25 protein-coding genes, 1 pseudogene and 2 riboswitches are annotated in these 26,013 nt (G+C 45.2%); of the genes and pseudogenes, 12 read left to right on the top strand and 14 right to left on the bottom strand.

What is annotated here, in order from left to right:
* Positions 1 to 460: 460 nt before the first annotated feature.
* Positions 461 to 1,717: a M48 family metallopeptidase gene (locus B9Y67_RS09630; protein ID WP_085506488.1), complete on the top strand. Its 1,257-nt coding sequence runs from the start codon at positions 461 to 463 to the stop codon at positions 1,715 to 1,717.
* A 41-nt stretch (positions 1,718 to 1,758) separates the two neighbouring features.
* Here B9Y67_RS09630 and B9Y67_RS09625 read toward each other — a convergent pair whose 3' ends face one another.
* The 4 genes from B9Y67_RS09625 to B9Y67_RS09610 form a co-directional block, all read right to left on the bottom strand.
* Entirely contained in the window at positions 1,759 to 2,781 is a 1,023-nt protein-coding gene (locus tag B9Y67_RS09625) for an LLM class flavin-dependent oxidoreductase (RefSeq protein ID WP_085506487.1), read from the bottom strand.
* 135 nt (positions 2,782 to 2,916) lie between these two features.
* Positions 2,917 to 3,654: a gamma-glutamyl-gamma-aminobutyrate hydrolase family protein gene (locus B9Y67_RS09620; RefSeq protein WP_085506486.1), complete on the bottom strand. Its 738-nt coding sequence runs from the start codon at positions 3,652 to 3,654 to the stop codon at positions 2,917 to 2,919.
* Positions 3,655 to 3,673: 19 nt separating this feature from the next.
* Complete coding sequence (locus B9Y67_RS09615) at positions 3,674 to 3,982, bottom strand: hypothetical protein (protein WP_085506485.1); 309 nt, start codon at positions 3,980 to 3,982, stop codon at positions 3,674 to 3,676.
* Between the two features lie 16 nt (positions 3,983 to 3,998).
* On the bottom strand, positions 3,999 to 5,369 hold the full coding sequence (locus B9Y67_RS09610; protein WP_085506484.1) for a TRAP transporter large permease subunit: 1,371 nt from the start codon (positions 5,367 to 5,369) through the stop codon (positions 3,999 to 4,001).
* 239 nt (positions 5,370 to 5,608) lie between these two features.
* Between B9Y67_RS09610 and B9Y67_RS09605 the strand changes: the two genes are divergently transcribed.
* From B9Y67_RS09605 to B9Y67_RS09595, 3 genes are all read left to right on the top strand, one after another.
* The gene (locus B9Y67_RS09605; RefSeq protein ID WP_085506483.1) at positions 5,609 to 6,358 is read left to right on the top strand and encodes a GntR family transcriptional regulator; all 750 of its coding nucleotides are present in this window, start codon (positions 5,609 to 5,611) and stop codon (positions 6,356 to 6,358) included.
* Between the two features lie 234 nt (positions 6,359 to 6,592).
* The gene (locus tag B9Y67_RS09600) at positions 6,593 to 7,972 is read left to right on the top strand and encodes an acyclic terpene utilization AtuA family protein (protein ID WP_085506482.1); all 1,380 of its coding nucleotides are present in this window, start codon (positions 6,593 to 6,595) and stop codon (positions 7,970 to 7,972) included.
* Between the two features lie 14 nt (positions 7,973 to 7,986).
* The gene (locus tag B9Y67_RS09595) at positions 7,987 to 8,310 is read left to right on the top strand and encodes a DUF4387 domain-containing protein (protein WP_085506481.1); all 324 of its coding nucleotides are present in this window, start codon (positions 7,987 to 7,989) and stop codon (positions 8,308 to 8,310) included.
* Between the two features lie 109 nt (positions 8,311 to 8,419).
* Here B9Y67_RS09595 and B9Y67_RS09590 read toward each other — a convergent pair whose 3' ends face one another.
* The 5 genes from B9Y67_RS09590 to B9Y67_RS09570 form a co-directional block, all read right to left on the bottom strand.
* On the bottom strand, positions 8,420 to 8,947 hold the full coding sequence (locus B9Y67_RS09590; RefSeq protein WP_085506480.1) for a DMT family transporter: 528 nt from the start codon (positions 8,945 to 8,947) through the stop codon (positions 8,420 to 8,422).
* A gap of 12 nt (positions 8,948 to 8,959) precedes the next feature.
* Entirely contained in the window at positions 8,960 to 9,655 is a 696-nt protein-coding gene (locus tag B9Y67_RS09585) for a Crp/Fnr family transcriptional regulator (protein WP_085506479.1), read from the bottom strand.
* Between the two features lie 17 nt (positions 9,656 to 9,672).
* Entirely contained in the window at positions 9,673 to 10,098 is a 426-nt protein-coding gene (locus B9Y67_RS09580) for a DMT family transporter (RefSeq protein ID WP_085506478.1), read from the bottom strand.
* A 153-nt stretch (positions 10,099 to 10,251) separates the two neighbouring features.
* Positions 10,252 to 10,671, bottom strand: a complete 420-nt coding sequence (locus tag B9Y67_RS09575) for a disulfide oxidoreductase (protein WP_085506477.1) — start codon at positions 10,669 to 10,671, stop codon at positions 10,252 to 10,254.
* Complete coding sequence (locus tag B9Y67_RS09570) at positions 10,664 to 11,353, bottom strand: DsbA family protein (protein WP_085506476.1); 690 nt, start codon at positions 11,351 to 11,353, stop codon at positions 10,664 to 10,666. Before B9Y67_RS09570 ends, B9Y67_RS09575 begins: the two co-directional genes overlap by 8 nt.
* A gap of 213 nt (positions 11,354 to 11,566) precedes the next feature.
* Here B9Y67_RS09570 and B9Y67_RS09565 point away from each other — a divergent pair.
* The 6 genes and pseudogenes from B9Y67_RS09565 (at position 11,567) to rpoN (ending at position 17,259) form a co-directional block, all read left to right on the top strand.
* A pseudogene (locus B9Y67_RS09565) lies at positions 11,567 to 12,283 on the top strand (sulfite exporter TauE/SafE family protein).
* A gap of 76 nt (positions 12,284 to 12,359) precedes the next feature.
* Positions 12,360 to 12,474, top strand: a riboswitch (TPP riboswitch).
* 213 nt (positions 12,475 to 12,687) lie between these two features.
* Positions 12,688 to 12,790: riboswitch (TPP riboswitch) on the top strand.
* 72 nt (positions 12,791 to 12,862) lie between these two features.
* Positions 12,863 to 13,552: a thiaminase II gene (tenA, locus tag B9Y67_RS09560; RefSeq protein WP_085506475.1), complete on the top strand. Its 690-nt coding sequence runs from the start codon at positions 12,863 to 12,865 to the stop codon at positions 13,550 to 13,552.
* Positions 13,549 to 14,355, top strand: a complete 807-nt coding sequence (gene thiD / locus B9Y67_RS09555) for a bifunctional hydroxymethylpyrimidine kinase/phosphomethylpyrimidine kinase (RefSeq protein ID WP_085506474.1) — start codon at positions 13,549 to 13,551, stop codon at positions 14,353 to 14,355. The genes tenA and thiD overlap by 4 nt, the downstream gene beginning before the upstream one ends.
* A complete protein-coding gene (gene thiM, locus B9Y67_RS09550) occupies positions 14,352 to 15,122 on the top strand; it encodes a hydroxyethylthiazole kinase (RefSeq protein WP_085506473.1) in 771 nt (256 codons plus the stop codon). The genes thiD and thiM overlap by 4 nt, the downstream gene beginning before the upstream one ends.
* Complete coding sequence (gene thiE, locus B9Y67_RS09545; protein WP_085506472.1) at positions 15,119 to 15,736, top strand: thiamine phosphate synthase; 618 nt, start codon at positions 15,119 to 15,121, stop codon at positions 15,734 to 15,736. Before thiM ends, thiE begins: the two co-directional genes overlap by 4 nt.
* A gap of 218 nt (positions 15,737 to 15,954) precedes the next feature.
* Positions 15,955 to 17,259 carry an RNA polymerase factor sigma-54 gene (rpoN, locus tag B9Y67_RS09540; protein ID WP_176223949.1) on the top strand — a complete coding sequence of 435 codons (1,305 nt, stop codon included), beginning with the start codon at positions 15,955 to 15,957 and terminating at the stop codon, positions 17,257 to 17,259.
* A gap of 76 nt (positions 17,260 to 17,335) precedes the next feature.
* Here rpoN and B9Y67_RS09535 read toward each other — a convergent pair whose 3' ends face one another.
* Positions 17,336 to 17,497: an aspartyl-phosphate phosphatase Spo0E family protein gene (locus B9Y67_RS09535; protein WP_176223948.1), complete on the bottom strand. Its 162-nt coding sequence runs from the start codon at positions 17,495 to 17,497 to the stop codon at positions 17,336 to 17,338.
* Between the two features lie 510 nt (positions 17,498 to 18,007).
* Between B9Y67_RS09535 and B9Y67_RS09530 the strand changes: the two genes are divergently transcribed.
* Positions 18,008 to 19,675: an IS1182 family transposase gene (locus tag B9Y67_RS09530; protein WP_254901763.1), complete on the top strand. Its 1,668-nt coding sequence runs from the start codon at positions 18,008 to 18,010 to the stop codon at positions 19,673 to 19,675.
* Between the two features lie 29 nt (positions 19,676 to 19,704).
* On the opposite strand, the gene B9Y67_RS09525 is transcribed toward B9Y67_RS09530, so the two are convergent.
* Positions 19,705 to 21,489 (bottom strand): Xaa-Pro dipeptidyl-peptidase, encoded by a 1,785-nt coding sequence (locus B9Y67_RS09525; RefSeq protein ID WP_085506469.1) that lies wholly within the window; start codon positions 21,487 to 21,489, stop codon positions 19,705 to 19,707.
* Positions 21,490 to 21,715: 226 nt separating this feature from the next.
* Between B9Y67_RS09525 and B9Y67_RS09520 the strand changes: the two genes are divergently transcribed.
* On the top strand, positions 21,716 to 22,171 hold the full coding sequence (locus tag B9Y67_RS09520) for a hemerythrin domain-containing protein (protein ID WP_085506468.1): 456 nt from the start codon (positions 21,716 to 21,718) through the stop codon (positions 22,169 to 22,171).
* A gap of 173 nt (positions 22,172 to 22,344) precedes the next feature.
* On the opposite strand, the gene B9Y67_RS09515 is transcribed toward B9Y67_RS09520, so the two are convergent.
* The 3 genes from B9Y67_RS09515 to fdhF are packed head-to-tail and all read right to left on the bottom strand — an operon-like array spanning position 22,345 to position 26,007.
* The gene (locus B9Y67_RS09515; protein WP_062443057.1) at positions 22,345 to 22,551 is read right to left on the bottom strand and encodes a heavy-metal-associated domain-containing protein; all 207 of its coding nucleotides are present in this window, start codon (positions 22,549 to 22,551) and stop codon (positions 22,345 to 22,347) included.
* Positions 22,548 to 23,042 carry a helical membrane plugin domain-containing protein gene (locus B9Y67_RS09510; protein WP_085506467.1) on the bottom strand — a complete coding sequence of 165 codons (495 nt, stop codon included), beginning with the start codon at positions 23,040 to 23,042 and terminating at the stop codon, positions 22,548 to 22,550. The genes B9Y67_RS09515 and B9Y67_RS09510 overlap by 4 nt, the downstream gene beginning before the upstream one ends.
* Complete coding sequence (fdhF, locus tag B9Y67_RS09505; protein WP_085506466.1) at positions 23,017 to 26,007, bottom strand: formate dehydrogenase subunit alpha; 2,991 nt, start codon at positions 26,005 to 26,007, stop codon at positions 23,017 to 23,019. Before fdhF ends, B9Y67_RS09510 begins: the two co-directional genes overlap by 26 nt.
* Positions 26,008 to 26,013: the final 6 nt, after the last annotated feature.

The raw sequence follows: 26,013 nt of genomic DNA, 5'->3' as shown, positions 1-26,013 counted from the left end.
GAATGAAAATGGTAAACAAAAGAAAATAGCACATAAAAAATCGTCCAGGTTATACGCCAAAGGACGATTTTTTATGTGCCTTATTCCCTCAAAGCCCCGTTCGCTGAACATCGATCGGTTCCATTTGCTATAAAAAGACTGACCGGGGCGTGGGAAACGGTTCGCTTTCCGCGGGCGAACGCTGAGCCTCCTCAGGCTATCGCCTTCCGGGGTCTCACCTAGTCCGTTGTTCCCACAGGAGTCTCACCGTTTCCCAGCCGCCCTAACTCCAACTTAGCAACGGACCAAATTATCTCTGAATCGAGTAGCTCCTAAAATCGTTCTATACAGTAAATGGGTGTTACTCCAATAAACCCTGATAAAGGATGACGATCCATACATGGTAAAATAATAGATAACGAGATAATTCATTTTTATCAAACATAAGATAGAAGTAGTACAAGTAGTGGAGGTGGGCGTTGTGAGAAAGCGGTTTGTGCTTTGGACTGCCGGTATCTATATCCTTTATGCCCTCATTATGGGGGCTTACTTATTCTGGTGGGCTGATTTTGGCGTGCCCGAAGCTTACGAGGGGACCGGGGCAGATCCGGCTACATTCATGACAGATCGACAGCTTGAACTGAGCCAGGACTATTCCCGCTATCAATCCATGTTGTATTTCCTTGGCCTGCCCCTGGAGTGGATGATTTACCTCGGCGTCCTGGTTTTTGGGGTATCACGACTGTTCAGAGATTTCGGTGAACGTGTGTCCCGCTTTATGTTTATCAATATTCCCATTTATGTACTGCTGCTGTCCACATTGACATGGCTGCTGACATTCCCGCTGGATTACGCGAGACGGACCCTGTCGGTCAACTATGGGATCGGGACACAAAGCTTCACGGGATGGATGCGCGATCAATTGATCAGCTTCTGGATCGGTACACTTATTATGGCACTGCTCATTACGGTCCTTTATATGTTAATCCGGCGCTTTCAAAAACGCTGGTGGTTATATGCCTGGATATTGATGATTCCATTTATGATTTTTATGATGTACATCCAGCCGGTTGTCATCGACCCGCTTTACAATGATTTTTCCCGGTTGAGCAATCCTCAGCTGGAAGAAAAAATACTGGCGATGGCCGAACAAGCGGAGATCCCGGCGGAACGTGTTTATGAAGTTGATATGTCCGAGAAAACTAACGCCATGAACGCTTATGTCAATGGCATTGGGTCGAACCTTCGTATCGTATTGTGGGATACGACCTTGAATAAACTGGACGAATCAGAAGTGCTGTTCATTATGGCGCATGAAATCGGCCATTATGTAAAAAACCATTTATTATGGATGTTGATAGGATCTATTGCCGTCACGTTCGGTGGATTATACGTCGGTTATCGTATTTTCCATGTGGTTATTAACCGGTGGGGAAACATATGGAAGGTAAAAGGGGTTACGGATGTCGCGTCTCTTCCAGCGCTGCTCTTGATTTTTTCTTTGTTGTCCTTTATTGCTAACCCGGTGGAACTCGCTGTCTCGCGAAGTGCCGAGAAGTCGGCTGATGAATATGCGATAGAAATGACACAGGATAGGGAGGCCGCCGTGGGGTCGTTTCAGCAATTGACCGTCACATCGCTCAGCGATGTCAACCCGCCTGCACTGGTAAAATACTTGCGTTACGGGCATCCGACGATGATGGAAAGAATAGCGATGCTGGAATCCTATCAAAAATGATAAAAGAAGAGCCAGGCTGCTGTTGAGCCTGACTCTTACTATTATTTTTCATTCATGATGTCTGCCACAATTTCAAATGAACGCAGACGTTTCCCGTGATCATAGATTTGAGAAGTAACCATAATCTCATCCGCTTTTGTTTCCTCAATAAATTCTTCCAGCTTCCGCTTCACTGTTTCTCTGCTGCCGATGATCGAAGCACCCAGCTGTTGTTGTAATGCAGCATGTTCATGCGGCGACCACAGTTCGTCCATATTATCCACTGGAGGCTGCAATGGTGCTTCATCGTTGCGGATCAGGTTCAGGAATTGCTGGTAAAGGGAAGTCGCCAGATATTCCGCTTCCTCATCTGTTTCCGCAGCAACTACATTCAAGCCCATCATGGCGTGAGGTTCTTCAAGCGCTTCTGAAGGCTGGAAGTGTCGGCGGTATAAATCAAGCGCTGCCAGCGTATTGTTTGGTGAAAAGTGACTGGCAAACGAGAATGGCAAACCGAGCTGTCCGGCAAGCTGTGCGCTGAATCCGCTGGAACCAAGCAGCCAAATTGGAATGTCCAGCCCTTGTCCAGGTACGGCACGGATCGGCTTTTCGCTAACAGCTAATGCAGGATCGAAATAAGCCCTTAATTCCTGGAGAAGCTGAGGGAAGTCCTGTCCATCGCTTCTTCGTCCTCTTCTAAGGGCCTGAGCGGTCAGTTGATCCGTTCCGGGAGCTCGTCCCAGTCCAAGGTCAATCCGTCCTGGATAAAGCGACTCCAGGGTGCCGAAATGCTCAGCAATAATCAGAGGAGCGTGATTAGGGAGCATGATGCCACCGGAGCCGACCCGGATGGTAGATGTATTTTCAGCGACATGACCAATGATGACAGAAGTAGCCGAACTGGCAATGAACGGCATATTATGGTGTTCTGCCAGCCAATAGCGGTTGTATCCCAGCTTTTCTGCTTGCTGAGCCAAATCTACCGTGTTTTTGAAAGCATCCCGCGGTGTCCCGCCTTCAATGATGGGAGCCAAATCCAGTACGGAAAACGGCATTTCCTGTAATGTTTTATATTCAGAAGACATGTTATTCCACTTCTTTCTATCAAAGTTTGAATCTTAAAACTTACGTACAGTTTAACAATTACAGGAAACGGGCACCAAATAAAATGTTTCATGCATTAAAAAAGTACAAAGGCAACGCGCCTTTGTACTTTTTGACTAAACCTGGGAATTCCGATAGGCTAGTGCTGCATCTTTGAAAGATTGAAACAGCAAGGACCATCTTTGTTCCTTTTTATATAGTTGTTCCGGGTGGAATTGCAGGCCGATTAACCACCTGTCTTCTACACTTTCAATGGCTTCGATCAACTGATCGTCTTTGGACCAGGCGACAGGTTTCAGGCCTTTGCCTGTCTGGCTGATGACCTGACGATGGCGTGAATTCACTTGTAATGGCTTATTGCCGATAATATTTGCCAGGTAAGAAGAACTATCGAGCTCTAAACCATGAACAGGAAGAGAGCCCTCAAGTCCTTTTACCTCCTGGTGGTGGTCGTTGTTCTTGAGGTTTTGTAGATTTCCTCCAAACACTTCATTGATCATTTGCATGCCCCGGCAGACACCAAGTACAGGCATCCCACTCTCTACAGCCGCTTTCAAAAACTGTTCTTCAAAAGCGAACCGTTTGCTGCCCGTTTCCCGAAGGCGGGTAGAGGCAGACAACGGTTTACTTAAGTTTAAATAGCCACCGCCGGTCATGATAAGACCATCCAGCTTTTCCAGGTAGTCAGGAACATTACCCGCATTACTCAATACCGGAATTAATACAGGATTCATATCATGCTCTTCTAATGCTTGTATATAGTCACGCTCCACATATAACAAAGGATGATGAGGGTATAGGTCGTCCTCTTTCCCCTCGTCCATGTGGACAGTGACACCAATCCAAGGTTTCAAAACGTTTCACCTCGTTTAATTACATCGCTTCCTCTACACGTGCATTTTGAATTTCCTTATCTGCTACTTCTTTTGATTCAGATTTTAGTGTCAGGCTGTGTTCTTTTGCAGCATAGGTATGGACAATACCCACTACCATCGCTATGGCAGCGAACCGGATGCCCCAGCTCATCATGTTTCCTGCCAATACAGCAACAGACTCACCGGCACTGCCGCCGATGACAAGGGAAGCGCCAAACATGACAGCAGTCAACAGTCCAAGGGACATCGTCAAAAAAGCAATCCAGGCATATAGATTAGCGAAAAGATTAGTAATCGTTTTTTTCATTATACACACCTCCGGGTTATAGTCCAAAAATCGGAAGGACACCAGTCAATAAGATGATACTTAACACCACATGGAGCAGTATCCAAATAATCGCGAGCTTCGAGGTTTCTTTGAATCCAGACCCTGCAATCCCCATGGCGACAAAAAGCCCGAGTGCCAGCGGTGGAGTCATTCCTTCCAGTGCGCCGGTCATGGCAGGAAGCATGAGGGCAAATAGTACCGGATCTCCTCCAAGGGCGCCAAACGCACCAATCATGGCACCGCCAAGGATAGCGATTTGTCCGGAACCAGGAAGCACCATGCCAAGCAGCATGAAGAAAAACGGCAGAATCAGAATCATCACTGGAATCGTCATCCCCATCGAAACAAACCAGTTGCGGATAACTTCTTCCATCTGCATGCCGATGAATACCTGGGAAGTGGCGTACGTCATGTAAATGGTGATACCGATCGGAACTACTTGGGGCAAGGAGTCTTTGAAAACTTCAATCAGTCTGTCCATATGAGAGCGTTTCGTGTTGAAAAAAGCTTTCTTTCCAATTCCGATCGCATAGGCACCTGCTATCGCAGGGGTGAACATAAGAACCGATGCAGAAAAAGCGTCCGATCCATCCGCTCCAATACGAGCAGTGATCAGGTCTTTGAACTGAGCATCAGCAAACAGTGGTACAAAAATCAACGCAGGCAAAACCAGTGCCGGCCAGCCGATACGGAGGCTTTTGTTGAAAGACGGGAGTTCTTTTTTCGCAATGGGTTGTACTTTATAGTACTTGCAAAGCCCCCATAACGTGAGCCAGCGCTGAACGAAGAACCATAAGCCGATACCATAGGCAGCGATGATCCACTGGCTGAGGGTAATACTGCCAGGGTTGACTTCGTTCAATATTCCAAAGGTTAACAGGACAATTCCGGACGGAGGGATAATATTCCCGAGCATACTGGAGGACATTTCAGTTGTAGCAGCTAATGGGGCAGGGTAACCTGCTTTCTTCATAGTCGGAATGGTGAATACTCCGGTAGCTGCCACGTTTCCAGGACCAGTACCGGAAAGAGAGGCCATGAACGTGCTTCCTAATAAAGAAACATAACCAGCCCCGCCTCGGAATTTTCCTACAACGGACAGCATGAGATTGATGATGCGTTGAACTACTTTGGTAGCATCAAATAACACAGCAACCACCATAAATGCGAAGATGGCATAAAATAAGCTGCTGGTTGATGGATAAAGAAGAGCGGACCACATGATATCCAACTGGCCGGATATCAGGACGATGAAAAAGAAGGAAAGTGTCATGACTTCGTACATCGGACGCTTAAAGCCAATGAACAGGACAGCAACAAAAACAATCAAGCCGATCAAGTAAAACATCGGTAAAGGGATTCCCATACGTACACCTCCATAAAAGCGCTTTCAGTTAATGGTAAAAATAAAAGTTTTGACGTTAACACTATTTCAACTGGTTATAACATGTAATGTATTTTCGATTATATCAGATTATTAATAATTATCAAACAATTTTTTAAAAAACTTGTGTATTACTATAATTTAACAGCGTAATAGTTTTATCTGGTCATAAATGTTGTTATAATCAGTGCATACAACTATTAGAGAATGATGGTGAGGAAATGTTGGATATCAAACGTGATCGCTCGACTCCGCTTTACATACAATTGAAAAACATCATAGCAGATAAAATAAACGCTGGGGAATGGGCGCCGGAACAGCAGATACCTTCCGAACGGGAACTCGGGAAGGATTATGAAGTCAGCAGAATAACCGTCAGGCAGGCGATCGATCTGGCGGTGAATGAAGGCCTGTTATATCGTACACATGGTAAAGGGACGTTTGTAGCAACACCTACGATCAAGCAGGAACTAAGCAAGGTGGATAGCTTTCAATCTACTTTATCCCAGCAAGGACTGGTGGCATCTACTGATATCGTTAAAGCTGAAATGACAGTGACAGATTTGCAGCTTGGTACGTTATTAGGGGTTGATATGATAGACAGCCTTTATAACCTGCAACTGGTCGGGTATGGGGATGAATTGCCGATAGTATTCTACGACAGCTTCTTTCCAATAGATATCGGTAAACAGGTGATTGAAGCGGCCAGGGAGGAAAAGAAAGCGGGAAGACCGTTTACGACATTAGATTTATATAAAAATATAGGAGCCATATCGCCGACCCATAGTAAGCAGACCTTTGAATCTGTGCTTTCCGATGATCGGCTTGCAAAAATATTAAGATTGGACGAAGTAACACCCATCTTTAAAGTGACATCGATCATTTATGCTGAAGACAGAGCAATCGAATACCGTACTTCTTACTATAAAGGTGATAAATACAAATTTTTCATAACAAGATCCATCCAGTGAACCTATTGAACATAGGTTCTTTTTTTGATGGATACTCTTAAATGATTCAGGAATTTAATAGATTCCAGTGCCTCACCCTACGTGGTGGTTATCCTGATGGTCGGGGCAATAAATAATGATTGAAAATAACAATTTTAAAATTCAGAATTGACAAACAAATTTAGATGTCTTATACTCGGTTCAACTGGTTATAACATGTCATACACTTTTATTTTCCGAAAGGGGAACTTTTACATGAAAGAGCAACTTCGCATTGTGTGCCCGAATGGCCACTTAGGATTCGCACCCACGAAAGAAGAAAGTTTTAAAATAGCAGCGGCTACGAAACCGGATTATTATTGCTGTGATTCCGGAAGTGATGATATCGGGGCAACTGCCCTTGGAGCTGACCGTTCCGTCAGCATGCGTAAATGGCAGAAACATGACCTGGAATTAATGCTTCTTGCCGCACGAGAACAGAATGTACCTATGCTTGTCGGATCAGCAGGAGACTCCGGATCCAACAGCCGTGTTGATATGTATGTAGATTTAATCAAGGAGATTGCAGCGGAACATAACCTTCCTCCTTTTAAAATCGGCTATTTTTACTCGGAAGTCGATAAGGAAGGTGTAAAAGGTAAAATAGATCAGGACGTCATCGTCGAGGGGCTGGATGAACGCCCGCCGCTTACGAAAGAAGAAGTCGATAAAACAGAACGTATCGTCGGAGTTGCAGGCGTCCACCCTTACATCAAGGCATTGGATATGGGAGCGGATGTTGTCATTGGCGGTCGCTCCAGTGATTGTGCCATTTTTGCAGCACCAGCGATCAGGGAAGGCTTCCCGGAAGCACAATCGTACTATCTTGGGAAAGTTCTTGAATGCGCTTCCTTCTGCGCTGAACCTTATGGTGCCAAGGAAAGTGTCGTCGGAACGATTACCCATGAAGATGTAAAAGTTACGGCGATGCATCCGAACCAGCGCTGTACGATTGCCTCTGTAGCTGGCCATGCCATGTATGAACGCGCCAACCCTTACTTTGAGTATGTCGCAGGCGGCATGCTGGATATGACCAATTGTAAATACGAACAGTACGATGAGAAAACGACTCGGATTACTGGAATGGAGTTCGTACCTGTAGAAGGAAAGGTGAAAGTCAAATTAGAAGGTTCCGGAAAAAATGGTGAAAAATATATTGGTATTGCAGGTGTCCGCGATCCTTATACCATTCAAAACATCGATAAAGTAGTTGAGATGGCAGAACAGCAAGTGGCTGAGGAGTTCAAAGACCAGGATTACAAGATCAGCTTCCGTGTCTTTGGTAAAAACGGTGTCATGGGCGACCTTGAGCCGGTAAAAGAAATCAAATCTCATGAGTTGTGTATTGTCGTGGAAGGGATTGCTGAAACAGCCGAAGAAGCAGAAGCACTGACACTATTCGGCACTCGGCAGATATTCTACGCCCGCCTTCCAGAGGTAAAAGGTACAGCTGGAACAGCCGCATTCATTGTCGATGATGTCTTACCTGCAACAGCATCCTACTCCTGGACCATGAACCACACCATGCCAGTCGATGATCCATTGGAGTTGTTTGATGTACGTACAGAAATGATCGGTGAACCAGTAAAGGCCTAAGAGGAGGAATAGAAATGAAGACAAGTACATTAAATGAACTGGCAAAAACCATTCGCAGTAAAAATGCCGGTACCGATAAAATTACGTTTGATATCATTTTTAAAGAAAAAGATACGTATGAGATGGTGAAGAACAGTAAATCGATCAACAGGGAAAAGCTTGCTTCCCTGTACAATATCAAAGAGGACCGGATTACTGATTTTGTCGAGTATGATCCGGCCAATGCCATCAAATTCACGATCCGTCGGTTTGCACCAAGCGGGGACCCTGGAGAGGGAGATATCTTCGGGTCACAGCAATATCCGCCATTATTGGGGATCGAAGTACCCGTGCAATAGAGCCAATAAAAAAGAAGCCGTTCCTAAGAAGACGGCTTCTTTTTCATTATATTGATGGTCTGGTGGATAAAGAACGGTACCTACTTCTAAGCACGAGAGGCCAACGCTCTTAGGGTTTTTCCTGATAAAAACCCTGCTTAGCAGAGTAGGAAGCCTGCTTTCTTTTAAAAGATACTGCTTCCTGTTCACGCTCGTTTTTACCGGTCTGTTTCTCCAGCTTGTAGACAAGCACTCCCCCGATTACCAAGGCGATCCCAAGCAGCTTCTGCCAGGACAGGGGAGAAGCCTCAAATCCAAACCAGCCGCCGGTATTAATAATAAAAGCAATGGTAATCTGCGAAATAAGTGCAATCGAAATGGCGTAAGCCGGGCCAATCAAAGTTACCCCTCTCATTAAAAAGAATACGATCCCTACGCCAAATACTCCCCCAAACAAAAATACAGGATTCACATTTCCAAATTCTAAAATGCTTTTTTTCTCGATGGAATAAAAGACTGGTAATGAACAGACAAGACCTAGACCGAGTACAAGAGAGGTCGTCGCCCACGGACCTGTTTTTTCACTTACTCTGGCATTGAATACATTCTGCAGGCTGATTAAAATACCTGCGATAACCGCTAATAACACTCCAGTCATAGATGTTCCTCCTTATTCATAGATGTTCCCTTTTGCAAGGATGCTGAGCTTTTCCAGGTCTTTAATGGCAATCGAGCCATTAGCCCGTTCAATGATATTGTCAGACGCCATCTTCTTTAACACACGGTTTAAATGACGGTAACTGGTGCCTAACCATTCGGCCAGCTCCATTAAATTCGATGTATGCATTTCCTGATGGAAAATCGTTCCTTCACTGAAGGAGGAAATCGATAATAAATAGCTGGCGAGCCGCACTTCCACCGGGTAAAGCATGTTAAGGTTCGTGGTATGGGCTTCGGTATAAAACTTTCGGGCTAACGTTTCCAGTAAAAAACGTGTAAATGGCGGGTGATCTTGTTCCAGATTCGCCAAATCGGCAAATGATGCTGCAAGCATCACGCCATCCGTTACAGCCTCAACGGAATTGAACACCGTATTTCTTTTAACATACTCCACATCTCCGATCAGCTCCAGAGGACGCTTGAACCGGTTGATTAATGATTTTCCTTCAGGAGTAAGCGTAAAGATTTTTATTTTCCCATCCACCAGAATATAGAGCTCCTCCAGCTCTTCGCCTGCTGAGAATAAGACATTTCCTTTCTTGAACTGATAAACCTTTATTAGGGGTCTGAAATGCTCTGGAAAGACCTTACCAAGCTCATAACGCTTGATATAGACCTCTGCATCAGCGGTTTTGATTTCTTTCACCGTTTACACACCTTCTTTTACAATTGAAAAAGAATAACACCGGCAAGCATCATCGTTAGGCCGAGTCCTTGTCGCAGCGTAATAGGAATTCTCTTCTCCCCGAACCATCCTTGTGATTCTATGATAAATGCCGTTCCTATCTGTGCAACGAGAAGGATAGCAATAGCTGCGGCAGGGCCAATACTGTGAATGGCTGTCAACTCAGAAAAAACGACAATGACACCAAATGACCCTCCAATTAAATATAGTAATGGAACGTTTCTGAAGCTCTTTCCTTTTCCATCTCTTACTTTTATATAAACAATCATAGCGATTGTAAAGGCTACGATATGGACCATTACCGTCGTATGCCATCCACCAATCGCATCGCTCATTCTTGCGTTGAATATTCCCTGCATCGTGATACAGATTCCTCCAAGCAGGGAAAATAAAGCACCTTTCATCCTTCATCCTCCTTTTCTGCATTTATTTAAAAGGAAGTTGAAAGTTTTGGAAAGGACATATGTCCTAAGAGTCATAAATTCTTTAAAACAGCTTTCCCATTACCACAAAAAATAAGCTCAGAGCATCTGTGTCATGCTCTAAGCTTAAAAAGTTTATTTCTTCCTTGCGATGAATAAGAAAATTGTAGTCAGTGTAAAAGCAAGGAGTGCCAGGAAAGGGATCGTAATGAACCCTAGCCAGTTGATATATTCCGCACTGCAAGGAACACCGCCGACGCAAGGTTTGATGCTCGCAAATCCAGGGACTTTTTGCTCCATATAATGAAAAATGGAAACCAGTCCGCCAATAATGGAAAGCGGCAAGGCATATTTAATGATGCTGCGGTCATTCAGGAAAGTCGCGATACCAAGAATAATGCTGAGCGGGTACATGAAAATCCGCTGTACCCAGCATAATTCACACGGAATGAACTCTCTTATTTCACTGAAGTAAAGACTGCCTAACGTAGCAATGACAGCAGCGAGCCATGCGAGGTAAAGAAAAATCGGCTGACCATTCGTTTTCTTACTCATTGCTTTCCTCTATCGCCTTTTCAATTTTCGTGGAGATTTCTTCATAATTAAATGGATCTTCCACCATCTCGCCATTGATCATGATGGTCGGTGTAACCTGGACGCCATGTTCCTTGACCAGGTTGTCATCTTTTTCCACTTCCTGCTGGATCTCTTCAGAGTCCATATCTTCGTTCATCTGTTCGGTATCAATAGATGGCACGCTATCTTCCGCTACTTCCAAGATCTTTTCTTTCGTCAGCCAGCCTTCCTCATGCTCTTCCGGCTGGGCTTCATATAACGCTTTGGAAAAATCCCAGAATGCATCAGGGTCCTGCTTATAAACCGCTTCGCCTGCCGAGGATGCAAGCTCGGAGTCCTCGCCATGGAATAGCACATTGATATACGTGAAGTTGGCATCTCCGGTGTCAATGTAATCCTGTTTTACCAGGGGAAATGCCTGGTCGCTCCACACTTTACATGCCGGGCACAAGTAATCTCCGAATTCCACGATTTCAACCGGTGCATCCGATTCCCCGATTGTCGGGTGTCCATCGATTGCCGGAGCATCACCGCCGGAAGAAGCCATATCGCTTTCACCGCCATTGCTATTATTGTCTAACATAACAAAAGCAGCAATCAGTCCAATGACTACGACCGTCAGTATTACAATAAACTTCATGGATCCTTTGTTTTCCGCCATAATTACACTCCTGTATCTATGTAGATATTTTTATTTTAAACCTAAACCAATAACATCAACATGTTATCATAGAAAGACATCATTCACGCGAAAAAATATTGATATTTTTTGACAATCTTCTTTGATTATATACTTTCTATACATTGGTGAAAAGGATGCTGTCTTGCTACAAAGAAAAAGGAAGTTTAAAAGTCTCAGACAGAAGGTGTTTATGTGGATTCCCTGCTCGTATTCATAGTCATTATTCTTATTGCTTCTATTTTACAAACGAGTACCGGCTTCGGCTTTTCCATCATGGCGACGCCGTTTTTACTATTTCTATTTGAACCCAGAGAGGCTATCCAGATTAATCTGGCACTTTCTCTTGTCATATCTGCTGTGTTGATCAGAAAAATCAGTCAGGATGTCGACCTCGGTGTGTTATAAAGATTCGTGATCGGAAGTGTGGGAGGGCTTCCTGCTGGTATCCTCCTGTTTCTGCTGGCAGATATGACGAAATTGAAGCTCGGTATCAGCATCGTCATTTTAGTGTTGACCGTACTTTTGATCTTTCGGTTCCGAACCCATCAGTCTCTACAAAGGGACTTTGTAGTAGGAGGCTTATCGGGGGCGATGACGACCAGTATCGGTATGCCCGGACCGCCAATTCTCCTTTACTTTTCCGGTACCGATACGAATAAGGAAAAACTGCGTGCAACGACACTTGCTTTCTATTTATTTATCTATTTGGTCAGTTTGATCATTCAAGTGGTATTCGCAGGAACGAATGCAGAAGTGTGGAAAGCGAGCGGGTTTGCTTTACCGGTGGTACTTGCTGGACTAATTCTGGGACAGCTGTTGTTTCACTGGATCAGCCAGCGGCTGTTTCGGGTGGTTACCTATATCATTCTCCTTTTTACCGGGATGTATTTGTTGCTGGAAAGCCTGTAAACAATCAATATTAGCTATTGAAAGCGCTGACGGATTTTTGCTATGATAGATTCGTAACAATCAAATGAATAGTTATGAATACTACTAGGGGTGCCCTGAATGGCGGGCTGAGAGGGAAGCGCGTAAAGCTTTCCGACTCTTATGGACCTGATCTGGTTAGTACCAGCGGAGGGAAGTAGTCGGAAGAGACGTCTATTTTCTTTTAACCTACCAAGCCAGGTCCTATGAGGATCTGGCTTTTTTGCATTTCAGACACCCCCGGTAGAGAAAGGAGGGAGAAGGTGAACAGGACGCGTCTGCTTACGACGATGGCGGTGTTTGTAGCTATCGGTACTTCATAAAAAAATCAGGCAAGATCAATTATTTCATTCTGTAAGAAGAGTTTCTTAAATAACCCATTTACGGAAAACTGCTAGGGGCGCATTCAGCTGAGATAAGGAATCATTCCTTTGTCCCTTGGAACCTGATCTGGATAATGCCAGCGCAGGGAAGTAGGAGAGGACAAACTTCATTACCCTCTATCTATCAATCTACTTTTATTCCCCCTAGTAGCTTCCTGACTATTAAAGGAGGCTTACCATGACTTTCACAGAAAGTTTAAGAAAAGAAAATGATGCTATATTTAAGGAGATATTCAATCATCCATTTGTTGACGGAATTGGAAAAGGCAAGGTGCCTAAAGAAGCCCTCAAGCACTATATTAAGGCAGATTTTGAGTATTTGAATGCCTTCATGCACATCTATGGTATTGCCGTCTCTAAATCAAGCAATCGAGACGATATCTCTCTCTTCCATGATCAAATAGGCTTTGTTTTAAACAGTGAAACGCATCCACACCATAACTTTTGTGAACAGGCGGGTGTAGTTTATGAAGACATGCAAGGGTACCCGCTGCCGCCAACGGCAGACCACTATATCAAGCACATGATGTACCATGCCCAAACAGGAGACTTAGCTGAAATTCTCTGTGCCCTGCTGCCATGTCCATGGACTTACCTGGAAATCGGTCAAGTACTGATGGAAAAATATAAACCGAATGGCGATCATCCATTTTATCCATGGATAACTTTCTATGCAGAGGCAGAGGTGAGAGGCCTGACTGGCAAGCTGTGCGATCGACTGGATAAATTAGCTGATGAAGCATCCGCACCTCAACGCATTCGCATGAAAGAAGCTTTCCGAAAAAGCTGTCAGCTGGAACTTGCGTTCTGGGAGATGGCTTATACGTGTGAAGAATGGCCTGTTAAGGAAGGGGTGATGCAACGATGAGTAACGCAACCCCTTGTGCCCTTACTATAGCGGGAAGCGATTCAAGTGGCGGAGCAGGCATTCAGGCTGATTTGAAAACTTTTCAAGAGCTGAAATGCTACGGTATGTCCGTTCTCACGTCCGTGACGGCACAAAATACAACAGGAGTCCAGGGTGTCCATCATTTGCCCGGGGGTATGATAAAGCAACAGATAGACTCCATTTATTCAGATATCCGCGTTGATGCAGTGAAGACAGGCATGATTGCTAATATAGAGATGATGGAAGTTATCGCAGAGGCCATCTCAGCATTCCAGGCACCTTATGTCATGGACCCCGTGATGGTAGCGACAAGCGGTGACCCGCTTATTGAACCGGAAGCACGTGATTATCTGTGTCAGCAGCTGATTCCAATGACCACTGTTGTGACGCCCAATATAGCAGAGGCTGCATTTATTACGAAAGAAAAAATTGAAACAGTAGCCGATATGAAGGAAGCGGCAAAGCATATGGTCCATGGCTTCGGAGCAGGAGCAGCCCTTATCAAAGGAGGACACCTGCAAGAGGCAGCCATCGATGTTCTGTATGACGGTAATAAAGTGCATGTGTTTGAGACAGACCGGATTTCTACCAAAAACACCCATGGTACCGGGTGCACGTATTCTGCTGCAATTACGGCTTATTTAAGCCAGGGCCTTCCATTAGTGAGGGCGGTAGAACGCTCAAAGCATTATATTACAGCAGCGATACGCCATGCATTCGACCTGGGATATGGAAACGGTCCAACGAATCACTGGGCGATACGGGAGGAGGTCAGGCAGTGAATGTAATCGAAGAGGTTAGAAAAAATACACCACTCATCCATCATCTGACCAATCAGGTGGTTATGAATTTTACAGCTAATGGCCTGCTCTCTTTTGGTGGAGCGCCAGTCATGGCAAAAGCTGAAGAGGAAGCAGCAGAAATGGCTGCCAATGCCGATGGTCTGCTAATTAATATTGGCACGCTGACTGCTCCAGAAATTCCAGCCATGGTAAATGCGGGAAAGGCAGCCAACGACAAAGGCATTCCGGTTGTACTAGACCCAGTTGGTGTGGCCGCAACCCCTTTTCGCAGACATGCCGTCGAGGAAATATTACAAATAGTCCAACCAACAGCTATCAAAGGGAATGCTGCTGAACTAGCGAACCTTGTCGATATTTCCTGGGAAATGAAAGGTGTCGAATCGCGCGGATCGGGGGATATCAGTGAGGTAGCAAAACAGGTAGCTAACCGTTACAACACGTTGGCGGTCGTATCGGGTGCTACGGATGTAGTCTGTGATGGCAAGCGTATGGAAACCAATGAGACCGGGCATGCCATCCTTTCTAAAGTAACAGGAGCAGGCTGCCTGTTAGGATCGATTTTGGCTGCTTGTCTGACAGTAGAAGGCATGGCTGAAAGGAAGGCGCTGGCAGCGGTAGAGTTTTATGGGTTAGCAGCCGAGTATGCCGCGAATAGTGTTGCGGTTACTGGGCCAGGCACGTTTGTTCCTGCATTTATCGATGCTCTTTCCCTGGAAACTGCTCAACTGAGGAGGACGCGCCCATGAATTTAAAGGAGAGGCTCCGTAAATATTTAGTGATGGGCAGCGTGAATTGCAACCGAGCACCGGAAGAAACTTTAAGAGCAGCCATCAAGGGGGGGATTACCGCTTTTCAATACCGGGAAAAAGGAGAAGGAGCTTTACAAGGAAAAGAAAAAGTACAACTAGGGTTGCTTTTGCGCCAAATCTGCAAGCAACATGATGTCCTGTTTATCGTCAATGATGATACAGACTTGGCCGAATCACTTGATGCCGATGGGATACATGTCGGGCAAAGCGATGAATCGCCTGCCGATCTGCGTGAAGTTTTCCCCGACAAAATTATCGGATTATCCGTATCAAGCTGGGAAGAGGTTGAGAAAAGCACGTTAGCAGCGGTGGACTACCTGGGCGCAGGCCCCATGTTTTCCACCAATACTAAGGCAGATGCAAAAAATCCTGTCGGTCCTGAATGGGTGAGAGAGCTGAGAAGAAAATACTCCTCTTTGCCGATAGTGGGAATTGGCGGCATTAGTTGTGGAAACTCTAAGGATGTCCTTTCCGCAGGTGCTGATGGGGTGGCAGTTATCAGCGCCGTTACTCAGGCAGCTGATATACCACGGGCTGTTCGACAGCTTTAACACTTCCCGCCCATGAATAACCAGGAATTGGTTATTCATGGGCTTTTTCTATGGAACGCAGCTTGCAAATCCACGGCAGATACCCCAAAATGTAATAAAGGAAGGCCTCGAACAACTTCTAATTAAAAGAGATACATAGTAAAATAGAATAACATTCATTAAACAGTCTGCCGTTAAATGTAAGCGTGTTCATGAAGGTTAAAGCAGGGAGGAGAAACATGATGGAGCTCAGTCTGTCTCAACGACAAACGACGAATCTGGCTATGACAACAGAATTACGACAGGCGATATCATTGCTGCAATTCTCTTCGATGGAACTGACGGCGTTCATCCAGGAACAAGCGCTGGAAAATCCGCTGATTGAATTAAAGGAAAGAAGCCCTGATATCGACCATGAACCAGGCTATGCCCCCAAACCCTATCAGACCAACGTCAGTCCCCTTGATTTTGCAACGAAAGAGAAAGATATCAGGGAAGATTTGTGGGATCAGGCGCGTCTACTGGAATTGTCGGAAATAGATCGATTATTAATGCAGTATCTAATCTGGAATATAGATGACAATGGCTACCTTCCTATCCCGGAAAAAGAAATCGCCGAAGAATTCGGGCTTCCGGAAAGCAAGGTTGTTACGGTGCTGGAAAGCTTGCAGCAGCTGGAGCCGGCAGGTGTCGGTACAAAGAATCTATCAGACTACCTTGTCTTTCAATTAAGACAAAAGCTTGAACAGAATTCGTTGGCAGAACAGATGGTAGTTCAGCATTTGAATCTACTGGCAGAAAAGAAATGGCGACAGCTTGCGGAGGAATTAGATGTAAACATAGCAGAAATCCAGGAAGCTGCAGAAACCATTCAACAGCTGAAACCGAAACCGCTAGCGGGAATCGCTAAAACTCCTGCAGAGTATGTACGGCCGGATATATCCGTGAAAAAACACCAGGGAAAATATAAAATAATTCTTCACGATAGTTATTTACCTTCCATACAGGTAAATACCAACTATCGTTCATTGATCACACAAAATGACCAGACGGCGAAGTATGTAAAGGACCATTATCAGAAGGCGATATGGCTCATGAATAGTATTGAACAACGGCAGGCGACAATGATGAAGATTGCAGAAGTTCTAGTCGACAAGCAAGCAGAGTTTTTCGAAAAAGGATTTACCGCCATTCAGCCGTTGACGCTGAAGGAAGTGGCTGAAGCAATCGGTGTTCACGAGTCTACGGTAAGCCGGGCGAAAGCAAATAAAGTGATCCAAACGCCCCAGGGATGTTTTGAGTTAAGTATATTCTTTACCTCAAAGCTTAGCAGTGAATCGGGCAGCGATACATCTTCCACTAAAGTGAAAGCGTTATTAAAGCAATTGATAGAAAAAGAAGATAAAAACAAACCGATATCCGATCAGAAAATATCGGATTATTTTAAAACGAAAGAAGGGATCACCGTCTCGCGGAGGACAGTAGCTAAATATAGGGAGGAGCTGCGCATCCCTGCTTCATCGAAGCGTAAGCAGCTCTCCTGAAAAAACTGCCTTTAGGAATCTTTCTACCATTCCTAAAGGCAGCTTTTTTAGTAACATATTGGTTTCCGGCAAAGTGTCATTTGCATGTCCTGGTTGCCGCCGACAGTTCATTTAATAACCGATCAAGCGTCTGAGAGGCTTCAATAAGCTTATCATCCAAGGGGTTGAGATTATAAAGGGAATACATATATACTCGCATCTCTTCTATTTTTTGTTCTAATTCTTCTAAGTTGTTCACAAAGGGCACCTCCGAATACATCCATTATACCATGGGGTGTATTATTTTTGGAAAAATTGTAATTAATAATCTGGGTTATATTATTCTTTCCTTTGATAGAAGTGACAAAACATAAATTTGTAAATAATCAGGAAGATGAGGAGCCGTTGCGATCAATAGAGCCTTTATTAGCTAAAAACTACTTTATGAGGCTATTTTCCATACAAAAAGGGGCTGTCCCATAAGTCTGTAACAGACTAATTGGGGCAGCTTTTTTCGTTTATTGTTGATATCGGAAAAGTGGGGCTGGGAAACGATTCCCTTTCCGCGGGGAAGACGACAAGTCTCCTCGGGCTACGCCCTGCGGGGCCTCGTCAGCCTTGCTTCTCCCGCAGGAGTCTCATCGTTCCCCTGCCTAAATTGCCCATCAACAATGCAAAAATCTTCTTTTTTACATACAAAAAAATCGCCTCATTCGTTATAATGTAAGCGATCAAACCAACAAAAAACGAAAAGCGAGGCGATTTTTTTATGAGTAACTCTTCAGCTACTTTCATTGATTATAACATGGGGCAATTGGTTCTACCAATGGACTTCAGTGATTTAATTCCTGAGGACCATGTGGTCCGGGTCATTCACGCCATGGTGGAACAGGTGAACGATGACATCTTCTTTTCCCAATATCAAGGCGGCGGCCGGAGCTCCTATCATCCCAAAATGATGACAAAAGTTATCTTATACGCCTACACGCAAAAAATCTACTCCTGCCGTGATATCGCCAAAGCTCTTCGGGAACATCTGCCGATGATGTGGCTGGCCGGCCAACAGACACCAGATTTCCGAACCATCAACCGATTCCGCTCCGAACGGATGAAAGCCATCATTGAACCTTTATTCACGGAGTTGATTAAACTTCTAATCGACCAAGAGTACGTATCCATGGACAACTACTTCCTTGATGGAACCAAAATTGAGGCGAATGCCAATAAATACACGTTTGTGTGGAAAAAATCCGCCCAACGTTACGAAGAAAAACTACAGGAAAAATTAAATCAAACGTTCGCGGATATTGAAGATGCCATTGAGATGGATGAAAAAATACTCAATGATGAGGGGTCTCCTGCCAAGCGAGTAACTTCGGAGCAACTCGAAAAAGTTGTCGAGCAGGTAGAAGCTCAGGTAGAACAGGCAGAAAAAGCCGTCGAAGAAGAAAATGATAAGGAAAAGAAGAAAGAAAAAAAGGAAGTATTCCGTGCCAAACGACGTATCTATAAAACGTTGAGTCAGGACTACCTTCCTCGTTTGAAAAAGTATGAAACCCAGTTGGCCACCTTCGGTGATCGAAATAGTTTTTCCAAGACAGATACCGATGCCACCTTTATGCGAATGAAAGAAGATCATATGAAGAACGGGCAACTGAAACCTGGTTATAATGTGCAGGCAGGAACAGAAAACCAATTCATTATTGGCTACTCGATCCATCAGCGTCCTACGGACACCCGTTGTTTTGAACCGCATATTCAAAAGCTGCAGGCTACAGAGCTTCCTTTCCCCAATACAATTGTCGCTGATGGAGGTTATGGTGGAGAAACCAATTACAAATACGCAAAGAAGGAAGGGTTTGATACACTCATTCCCTATAACACGATGCGAAAAGAGCAGTCTCGTTCGTTCAAGAAAGACCCAAGCCAGGTTATGAACTGGGAGTACAAGGAAGAAGGGGATTATTACATTTGTCCGAATGGACGAAAGGTCCCTTTTCAATTCCATTCTCACCGTACCGATCGGTACGGATACACGCGAGCCTTCAAGGTCTATGAATGCGAAGCGTGTACCGGGTGCCCTATAAAAGAAAAATGCACGAAAGCAAAAGGAAACCGGCGTGTTTACTATAACCCGGCATATGAACAACTGAAGAGGGAAGCAAGGGAAAGCCTTTGGTGTGACGAAGGAGCACAAATCTACGCCAGACGAAAAGTGGAGGTGGAAAGTGTGTTCGGTCATATCAAAGGCAATCGGTCGTTCCGGAGATTTTTTCTCCGGGGTCTCGATAAAGTAAATATAGAGTTTGGGCTGGTCGCCATTGCCCACAACTTCCTGAAACAGGCGGAGTTGATCCGGCTGTTTCGGGGAGGAAATAAGCTCACAATGAAAAAACCACGAAGAAAAATCAATTTCTTCGTGGTTTTTTTCATTTAAAAGAGGACTTTTGGGACAGCCCCTTTGATTTACTTCACTAATGGGAGCTTGATGTAGCTGCTTGCTGGATCAATCGTTATTTTCGTACCACCTTCCGGACGAAGTGTATAATCATAATCCGTTGAAATGATTACGACACCCAGTTGATGTCCGGCTTCAAAGATATAGTCATCCGGCTGCAGGTCCCATTGGAACGTATATTCCTTTCCAGGGGAGAGGGATTTTGCTTTCCAATCGGAATTAATGTTTTGCGGATCCATCCATCCGCGGGTGATAATTTCCGTTTCCTCGCCGCTATAGTCGACTAACAAAGCGGTAAGGTTTGCGGTAGGAGCGTCCAGTTCTGCGCGAAGTGAAACTTCAGGTACCCCGCTAAGCCGCACCTCTTCTTCAAAAGGTTCTGTAAGATAGGCGGCGAGATTTTCGGAATTGTCCTCCAGATCCTCCACAATTGTTTCTGCCGTACGTGTCGGGTCATCGATGATCGTATCTTTTGTCTTATCACTGTTCGGTACCGGCGAGAAGCTGAGGGAGCCAAGGGTTCCTTCTTCCGCACGGAAATGAAGTGTCGTGTCCTTAGCGTCTTCCGCTGGCCAGTTTGTCATCGTTTCCCAGGACAAGTCTTCCCGCTGGATGTCGACCATCGGCTCATCCATAATGCCATTATCAATTTCATATAACCAGTAATCGAACCATTTATTCAACGTAGTCATCCATTCGTCCTGCCGGATGTAGTATGGATTACTATGACCATATTGGTGGAGCCACATTTTTCGCGGAACATCATGCTTTTCCAGCGCATCCCACCACTGAGAAAACTGCTCTGTTTTGACATTCCAGTCATTCAGTCCATGCACCAGCAATACGCTGGCTTCTATATTTTTAGCGTCCTTGACATAATTACGAGCATTCCAGAATTCATTGTAATCCCCTGTTTCACGATCCTGTCCTTCTGTTAGCTCATCCATGATAGAAGCACATGCTTCCGGGTTTTCCCGTGTCAAAACTGCTTCTGCCAGAACATCGGCATCTTCCCCTTGATAGCCGCCTGGTGCAATGACAGCACCATTAGAGCGGTAATAATCATACCAATCACTGATGGCGGCGATCGGAACAATTGTTTTCAGACCTTCGACACCAGTAGTAGCAACGGCGTTTGGAAGTGTACCATTGTATGAAACACCGGTCATCCCGACATTTCCGGTAGACCAGTCAGCCGTCACTTCTTCGCCGTCTTCTGTAAAACCTTTCGCGTTTCCGTTCAGCCAGTCTATCACAGCTTTTGTACCTTCGACTTCCTGATAGTCACCCGTCGTTGCGCATCCATAAGATTCTCCAGTTCCGATACTATCGGCAGAGATATAAGCATAGCCTCTCGGTACGAAATAATCATCGAGATCCCCAGGCAACCCGGCTGCGTTTCCTGCCCCAGTAACCAATGGTTTGCCAGGGTGGTCGACAACATTTAATTCCTTATCGACATCATAAAATTCCAATGGATAATTGAGTCCGGCATTATAGGGGCTCATCGTATAGATGGCAGGAACCTCGACACCATCCTCTGTCTCTCCTGGACGGACAATTCTGGCATTTACCCGATCTAATTCACCATCATTGTCGCTGTCGACAGAAGTTTCAATAACCACCTCTTCCATTATGGCATCATCCATGTCGTAAATTGGCTGCGTCATGCCGTTTTCAATCTCAATGTTCGTGTTGTATGTAGCAGGGGTGTCATTGACAGGTGCAGCATGGGCTGCTGAAGGAAGCACCAGACTGGCACAAAGCATCAGCATTAATCCTGTCTTTTTCACACCATATTCCTCCTTTGTGATCATATAACTGAAATTATAAGACAAAACCAGCCTGATTTTGCTGAATAATCTGAAAACGGTGCTTTTGTTTGATGAAAATAGGAGATATAGCACAGATAATAAAGGGGAAAGTTAATTATGTATTGTGGGGCAGGTCACTTCTTAATAAAGTCGAATGTTATATAATTAAAGTAGTATATTTATTTCGATGGGAGGTCGAAGCGATATGAAACGGCACGAAGCGCTATACCCATTGTCTCATCACCATCATCATGCGTTGGTGACGGCAGTAGAACTGAAAAAAGCAGGCACAGAGAAGACAGAAAAAAGTTTGCAGGATTTTCGTAGAAACGTCATCGATTTTTGGAATCAGGACGGCCGGGGACATTTTCGCGATGAAGAAGAGGTACTGCTTCCCCTATACGCTCAATATGGAAATGTGAATCAGGACTCCATTAAAAAGATGCTGATTCAACATGCACAAATCAGAGGAATGGTCGAGCGGATCCGGGAGCAGCCGAGGTTGACTGCAGAACAGTTCCGCGAACTGGGAGAGTTATTGGATAAACATGTCCGGTTAGAAGAACGGACGGTTTTTCCGATGATTGAAGAGGTTGTGCCGGAAAAACTGTTATATCAGGCGAATGGCCGCTTCCATCGTGATTCCGTCAGTGGCAGGTAAACAAATTATTTCCCGGGAAATAATTATTGAAAAAGAGGCACAATCCTTATCGGGATTTGTGCCTCTTTGCGCATTAAGTCAGATTAGGGGGAGAAGTTTACTTCGTGGGGGCAGAACATAGAATATCGGGCTGACATACAAAACAGCAGAGATATTCATCCCTGCTGTTTACTTTATCCGTTTACTTCAAATCCAGAATCAGCGACTGCCTGGGTAAAGTCCTCCCAGGAGGCGGCTTTTTCATCAAAGGAGACGGTTGCTAATCCTAAGTGGGAGTTAACCGCTACATTTCTCACTCCCCATACGTCATATAAAATTTCTTCGACTCGTGCCTCATCATCTTTATGGAAACCAGCAATGGAAAACGTACGTGTAATCACTGGGCATCACCTTTTTCCTCTAATTCTTTTCCCATTCCTTTTAAAAAGCTGACCATTGTGGAAAGCGCAAGCACCACGTGGGGATCACGGAAGGACTTGACGAGTCCCCAGGTGCTCGTTTTTTCGTTCTCTTCCGCATGGGTAGAAGCTGTTTCCACGCCTTTTTGGACACTTTCCAGCATCGTCCTTAATTTTTCCGGTTCCAAATGACCGACAAATCCCATCGTGTAAAACATATTTTTAATGGTATGATGGATGTTCGGCTGGTTGATTTGTTCAACCGCAATGGTGCCGATTTTCTCCCGGGCACTTAAGAATCCTTTCAAAATATCAAGGACGCCGGTGGCCTCCAGCTGATCGACAATCTCAAGCATACTGGTGATCGCCTGCTTGTTATCTGCAATCTGGCTGACTATCCTTTCCATATCTTTCTGTTGCATTTCTTCTGCGGTTGATTGCTGCAGCTCAATTTGCTGTATCGCTTTGGCCATCGGTCAGACCCTCCTTTTCAATCAATTCAGGGATTGGGGTAAAGTCTTCCCGTCCCCATTTATCTGCCACACGGACACCGATTTGAGGCTTGGGATTACCGAGGCGGAAGTTTCCGACCACGACAGGGGACTCGCCCTTCGTTTCCAGAACCTCCATTTTCACTTGCATCTCTTTATAGTTCGGTGTGTGGGTATCTTTATCATGGTAACTGCTTGTCAGTTTGTTGACAGCTTCAATTTCTTTACGCGTGTTCATCGGCAGGTAAAGTTCTTTGCCTTTCACTTGGTCGGTCACCCAGACGCGCAGCTTCACTTTTCCATAAGGGGAAGTGAGACGTACAAGGGCACCGGTTTCAATGTTACGTTCTTTCGCAAGTTCCGGTGATACTTCAAGCCAAGGGTTCGGCACTTTATGAGTGATCCCATCGGATTGGTACGTCATATTCCCTTCATGGAAATGCTCAAGAATCCGCCCATTATTTAAATGGAGGTCATAACCTTCACCTGCCTCATAAGGAGGCGTCCAGTCGACAGGAAAGAGCTTGGCTTTTCCATCCGGAAAAGCGAATGTATCTTCATAGAGGAGCGGCGTATCCTGCCCGCCCTTATCAACTGGCCATACGAGACTGTCCCAGCCTTCCAGCCGCTTATAGTCTACACCAGCAAAGACAGGAGCAAGCGATGCTGCTTCGGCCATAATTTCTCCAGGGTTCTGGTAGTTCCAGTCAGCCCCGAGTTTATTAGCGAGTTCCTGGAAAATCTCCCAATCCGGTTTACTATCGCCTAAAGGTTCCATTACTTTATTCAATTTCTGAATGCGTCGCTCGGTATTAGTGAACGTGCCTTCTTTTTCAAGACTTGGTGCAGCAGGGAGGACGACGTCGGCATACTGTGCTGTCTTGGAGAAGAAGACATCCTGGACTACGAAGAAGTCAAGCTTTTCAAAAGCTTCATGAACATAATTGATGTTGGAATCCACGAGGCCCATTTCTTCCCCGAACAAGTAAACCCCTTTGACAGAACCTTTATGAATCGCTGCGACAATTTCATGGTTGTTCAGGCCCGGTTCTTTCGGGAGCTTTGTTCCCCATGCTTTCTCATAGCGGCCGCGAATCGTGTCATCTTCAACCGCTTCATAACCAGGGAAGAAGTTGGGCATTGTCCCGAAATCACTGGCTCCCTGGACGTTATTATGACCACGAAGCGGATAAGCCCCTGTGCCGCGCTTACCGAAGTTTCCCGTCACAAGCAGCAGGTTTGCGATTGAGGTGCTCGTATCGGTCCCACCCATATGCTGTGTGACACCCATCGCCCAGAGAATACAGGTAGCATTGGATTCATGGATCATCTCCGCCACCTTTTTCATGGTTTCCTGGGTAAGTCCTGTCACACTTTCTGCATATTCCAGCGTGAATTTATCAAGAGATTGCTTATATTCATCCACGTTATTGACTCGTTCTTTCAAAAAGTCTTTTGCTTCCCAGCCCTGATCGATCATATATTTAGCTACGGCTGAGATCCAGACGAGGTCCGTTCCAGGTTTAGGGTGAAGATGTAAGTCTGCACGTTCGGCAAGACCGTTTTTCCGTAAATCGGCTACAACAAGTTTCTGGTCATGTAATTTATGAGCGCGCTTGATCCGCGTCGCAAGTACCGGGTGGGATTCTTCCGGGTTCGCCCCTACGACGATAATTAATTCAGCTGCAGCAATATCTTCAATTGTACCGGAATCACCGCCGATACCGACTGTGCGCATCAGGCCGGCTGATGCGGGAGTCTGGCAGTAACGCGAGCAATTATCAATGTTGTTGGTTTGGAAAATCTGGCGAGCCAGTTTCTGCATCAGGTAATTCTCTTCATTCGTACACTTGGATGAAGCGATGAAACCAAGCGCATCGGAGCCATTTTGCTGCTGGATTCCCTGCAGTTTTTCCGAAATGAGTGACAGGGCTTCATCCCACGTGGCTTCCACAAACTTATCGCCTTTCCGGATCAACGGAGTCTTCAGGCGTTCTTCGCTGTTGATGAAGTCCCAGCCGAATTTACCTTTGACACACGTAGAAATACCGTTGGCCGGTGCCTCCGGATGTGGCTGCACTTTCAAGATATCGCGACCTTTTGTCCATACTTCAAAACTGCACCCCACTCCACAATAGGTACATACCGTCTTCGTTTTATTGATTCTACTCTCACGCATCGATGCCTCGACGTTAGAAATTGCGAAAATGCCGCTATAGCCTGGCTCGACCTCTTTAGTAACGTCAATCATCGGCTCAAGAATATTTTTCGGCATTTTCGTCAGATAACCGGCTTCCCCGAGCATCGATTTTTCCATGAGAGCATTACAAGGGCAAACACTGACACAGTGCCCGCAGGAGACACAGGAAGACTGATCGATCGGCACATCGTTGTCCCAAATGACACGTGGTTCTTTTCTGTCCCAGTCAATGGATAATACTTCGCTCACCTGCAAGTCCTGGCAAGCCTCCACACATAAACCGCACAAGATACATTGATCCGGTTCATAACGATAGAACGGATGGGTGTTGTCAGCGGTATAAGGCTTAGGGGTGAACGGGTATTTCTGGTGGTTCACTTGCAAGTGCTCCGCTGTATTATGTACCACACAGTCCCCATTATTGTTATCACAGACCGTACAGTAGAGCTCATGATTTTCCAGAATCCGTGACATACCTTCGAGCTGAGCTTCTTTAACCTTATGTGAGTTATTTGTCACCTCCATGCCTTGCTCGACTTTTGTGGAACAAGACCGCTCAAGCTTTCCGTTCACATCAACAAAACAAGTGTCACACGTTTGGATAACACCTACGCCTAAATCAGGCTGTGAAGCACAAATTCCTGGCATGTAGATATCATTGTCGCGTGCTGCTTCAAAAATAGACTGACCTTCTGACGCTTCAATTTCCTGACCATTAATACTGATTGTCACTTTTTTCATTTCCATCAAACC

The sequence above is a fragment of the Thalassobacillus devorans genome (assembly GCF_900176565.1).
Taxonomy (GTDB): Bacteria; Bacillota; Bacilli; order Bacillales; family Halobacillaceae; genus Thalassobacillus; species Thalassobacillus devorans_A.
This window is presented reverse-complemented; position numbering and strand designations above follow the sequence as displayed.

Bases quoted from the DNA above. Each gene is read 5' to 3' on its own strand.
- B9Y67_RS09625 (WP_085506487.1), bottom strand. From the start codon at position 2,781: ATGTCTTCTGAATATAAAACATTACAGGAAATGCCGTTTTCCGTACTG.
- B9Y67_RS09615 (WP_085506485.1), bottom strand. From the start codon at position 3,982: ATGAAAAAAACGATTACTAATCTTTTCGCTAATCTATATGCCTGGATT.
- B9Y67_RS09610 (WP_085506484.1), bottom strand. From the start codon at position 5,369: ATGGGAATCCCTTTACCGATGTTTTACTTGATCGGCTTGATTGTTTTT.
- B9Y67_RS09605 (WP_085506483.1), top strand. From the start codon at position 5,609: ATGTTGGATATCAAACGTGATCGCTCGACTCCGCTTTACATACAATTG.
- B9Y67_RS09600 (WP_085506482.1), top strand. From the start codon at position 6,593: ATGAAAGAGCAACTTCGCATTGTGTGCCCGAATGGCCACTTAGGATTC.
- B9Y67_RS09595 (WP_085506481.1), top strand. From the start codon at position 7,987: ATGAAGACAAGTACATTAAATGAACTGGCAAAAACCATTCGCAGTAAA.
- B9Y67_RS09590 (WP_085506480.1), bottom strand. From the start codon at position 8,947: ATGACTGGAGTGTTATTAGCGGTTATCGCAGGTATTTTAATCAGCCTG.
- B9Y67_RS09580 (WP_085506478.1), bottom strand. From the start codon at position 10,098: ATGAAAGGTGCTTTATTTTCCCTGCTTGGAGGAATCTGTATCACGATG.
- B9Y67_RS09575 (WP_085506477.1), bottom strand. From the start codon at position 10,671: ATGAGTAAGAAAACGAATGGTCAGCCGATTTTTCTTTACCTCGCATGG.
- B9Y67_RS09570 (WP_085506476.1), bottom strand. From the start codon at position 11,353: ATGGCGGAAAACAAAGGATCCATGAAGTTTATTGTAATACTGACGGTC.
- tenA (WP_085506475.1), top strand. From the start codon at position 12,863: ATGACTTTCACAGAAAGTTTAAGAAAAGAAAATGATGCTATATTTAAG.
- thiD (WP_085506474.1), top strand. From the start codon at position 13,549: ATGAGTAACGCAACCCCTTGTGCCCTTACTATAGCGGGAAGCGATTCA.
- thiE (WP_085506472.1), top strand. From the start codon at position 15,119: ATGAATTTAAAGGAGAGGCTCCGTAAATATTTAGTGATGGGCAGCGTG.
- rpoN (WP_176223949.1), top strand. From the start codon at position 15,955: ATGATGGAGCTCAGTCTGTCTCAACGACAAACGACGAATCTGGCTATG.
- B9Y67_RS09530 (WP_254901763.1), top strand. From the start codon at position 18,008: ATGAGTAACTCTTCAGCTACTTTCATTGATTATAACATGGGGCAATTG.
- B9Y67_RS09520 (WP_085506468.1), top strand. From the start codon at position 21,716: ATGAAACGGCACGAAGCGCTATACCCATTGTCTCATCACCATCATCAT.
- B9Y67_RS09510 (WP_085506467.1), bottom strand. From the start codon at position 23,042: ATGGCCAAAGCGATACAGCAAATTGAGCTGCAGCAATCAACCGCAGAA.
- fdhF (WP_085506466.1), bottom strand. From the start codon at position 26,007: ATGGAAATGAAAAAAGTGACAATCAGTATTAATGGTCAGGAAATTGAA.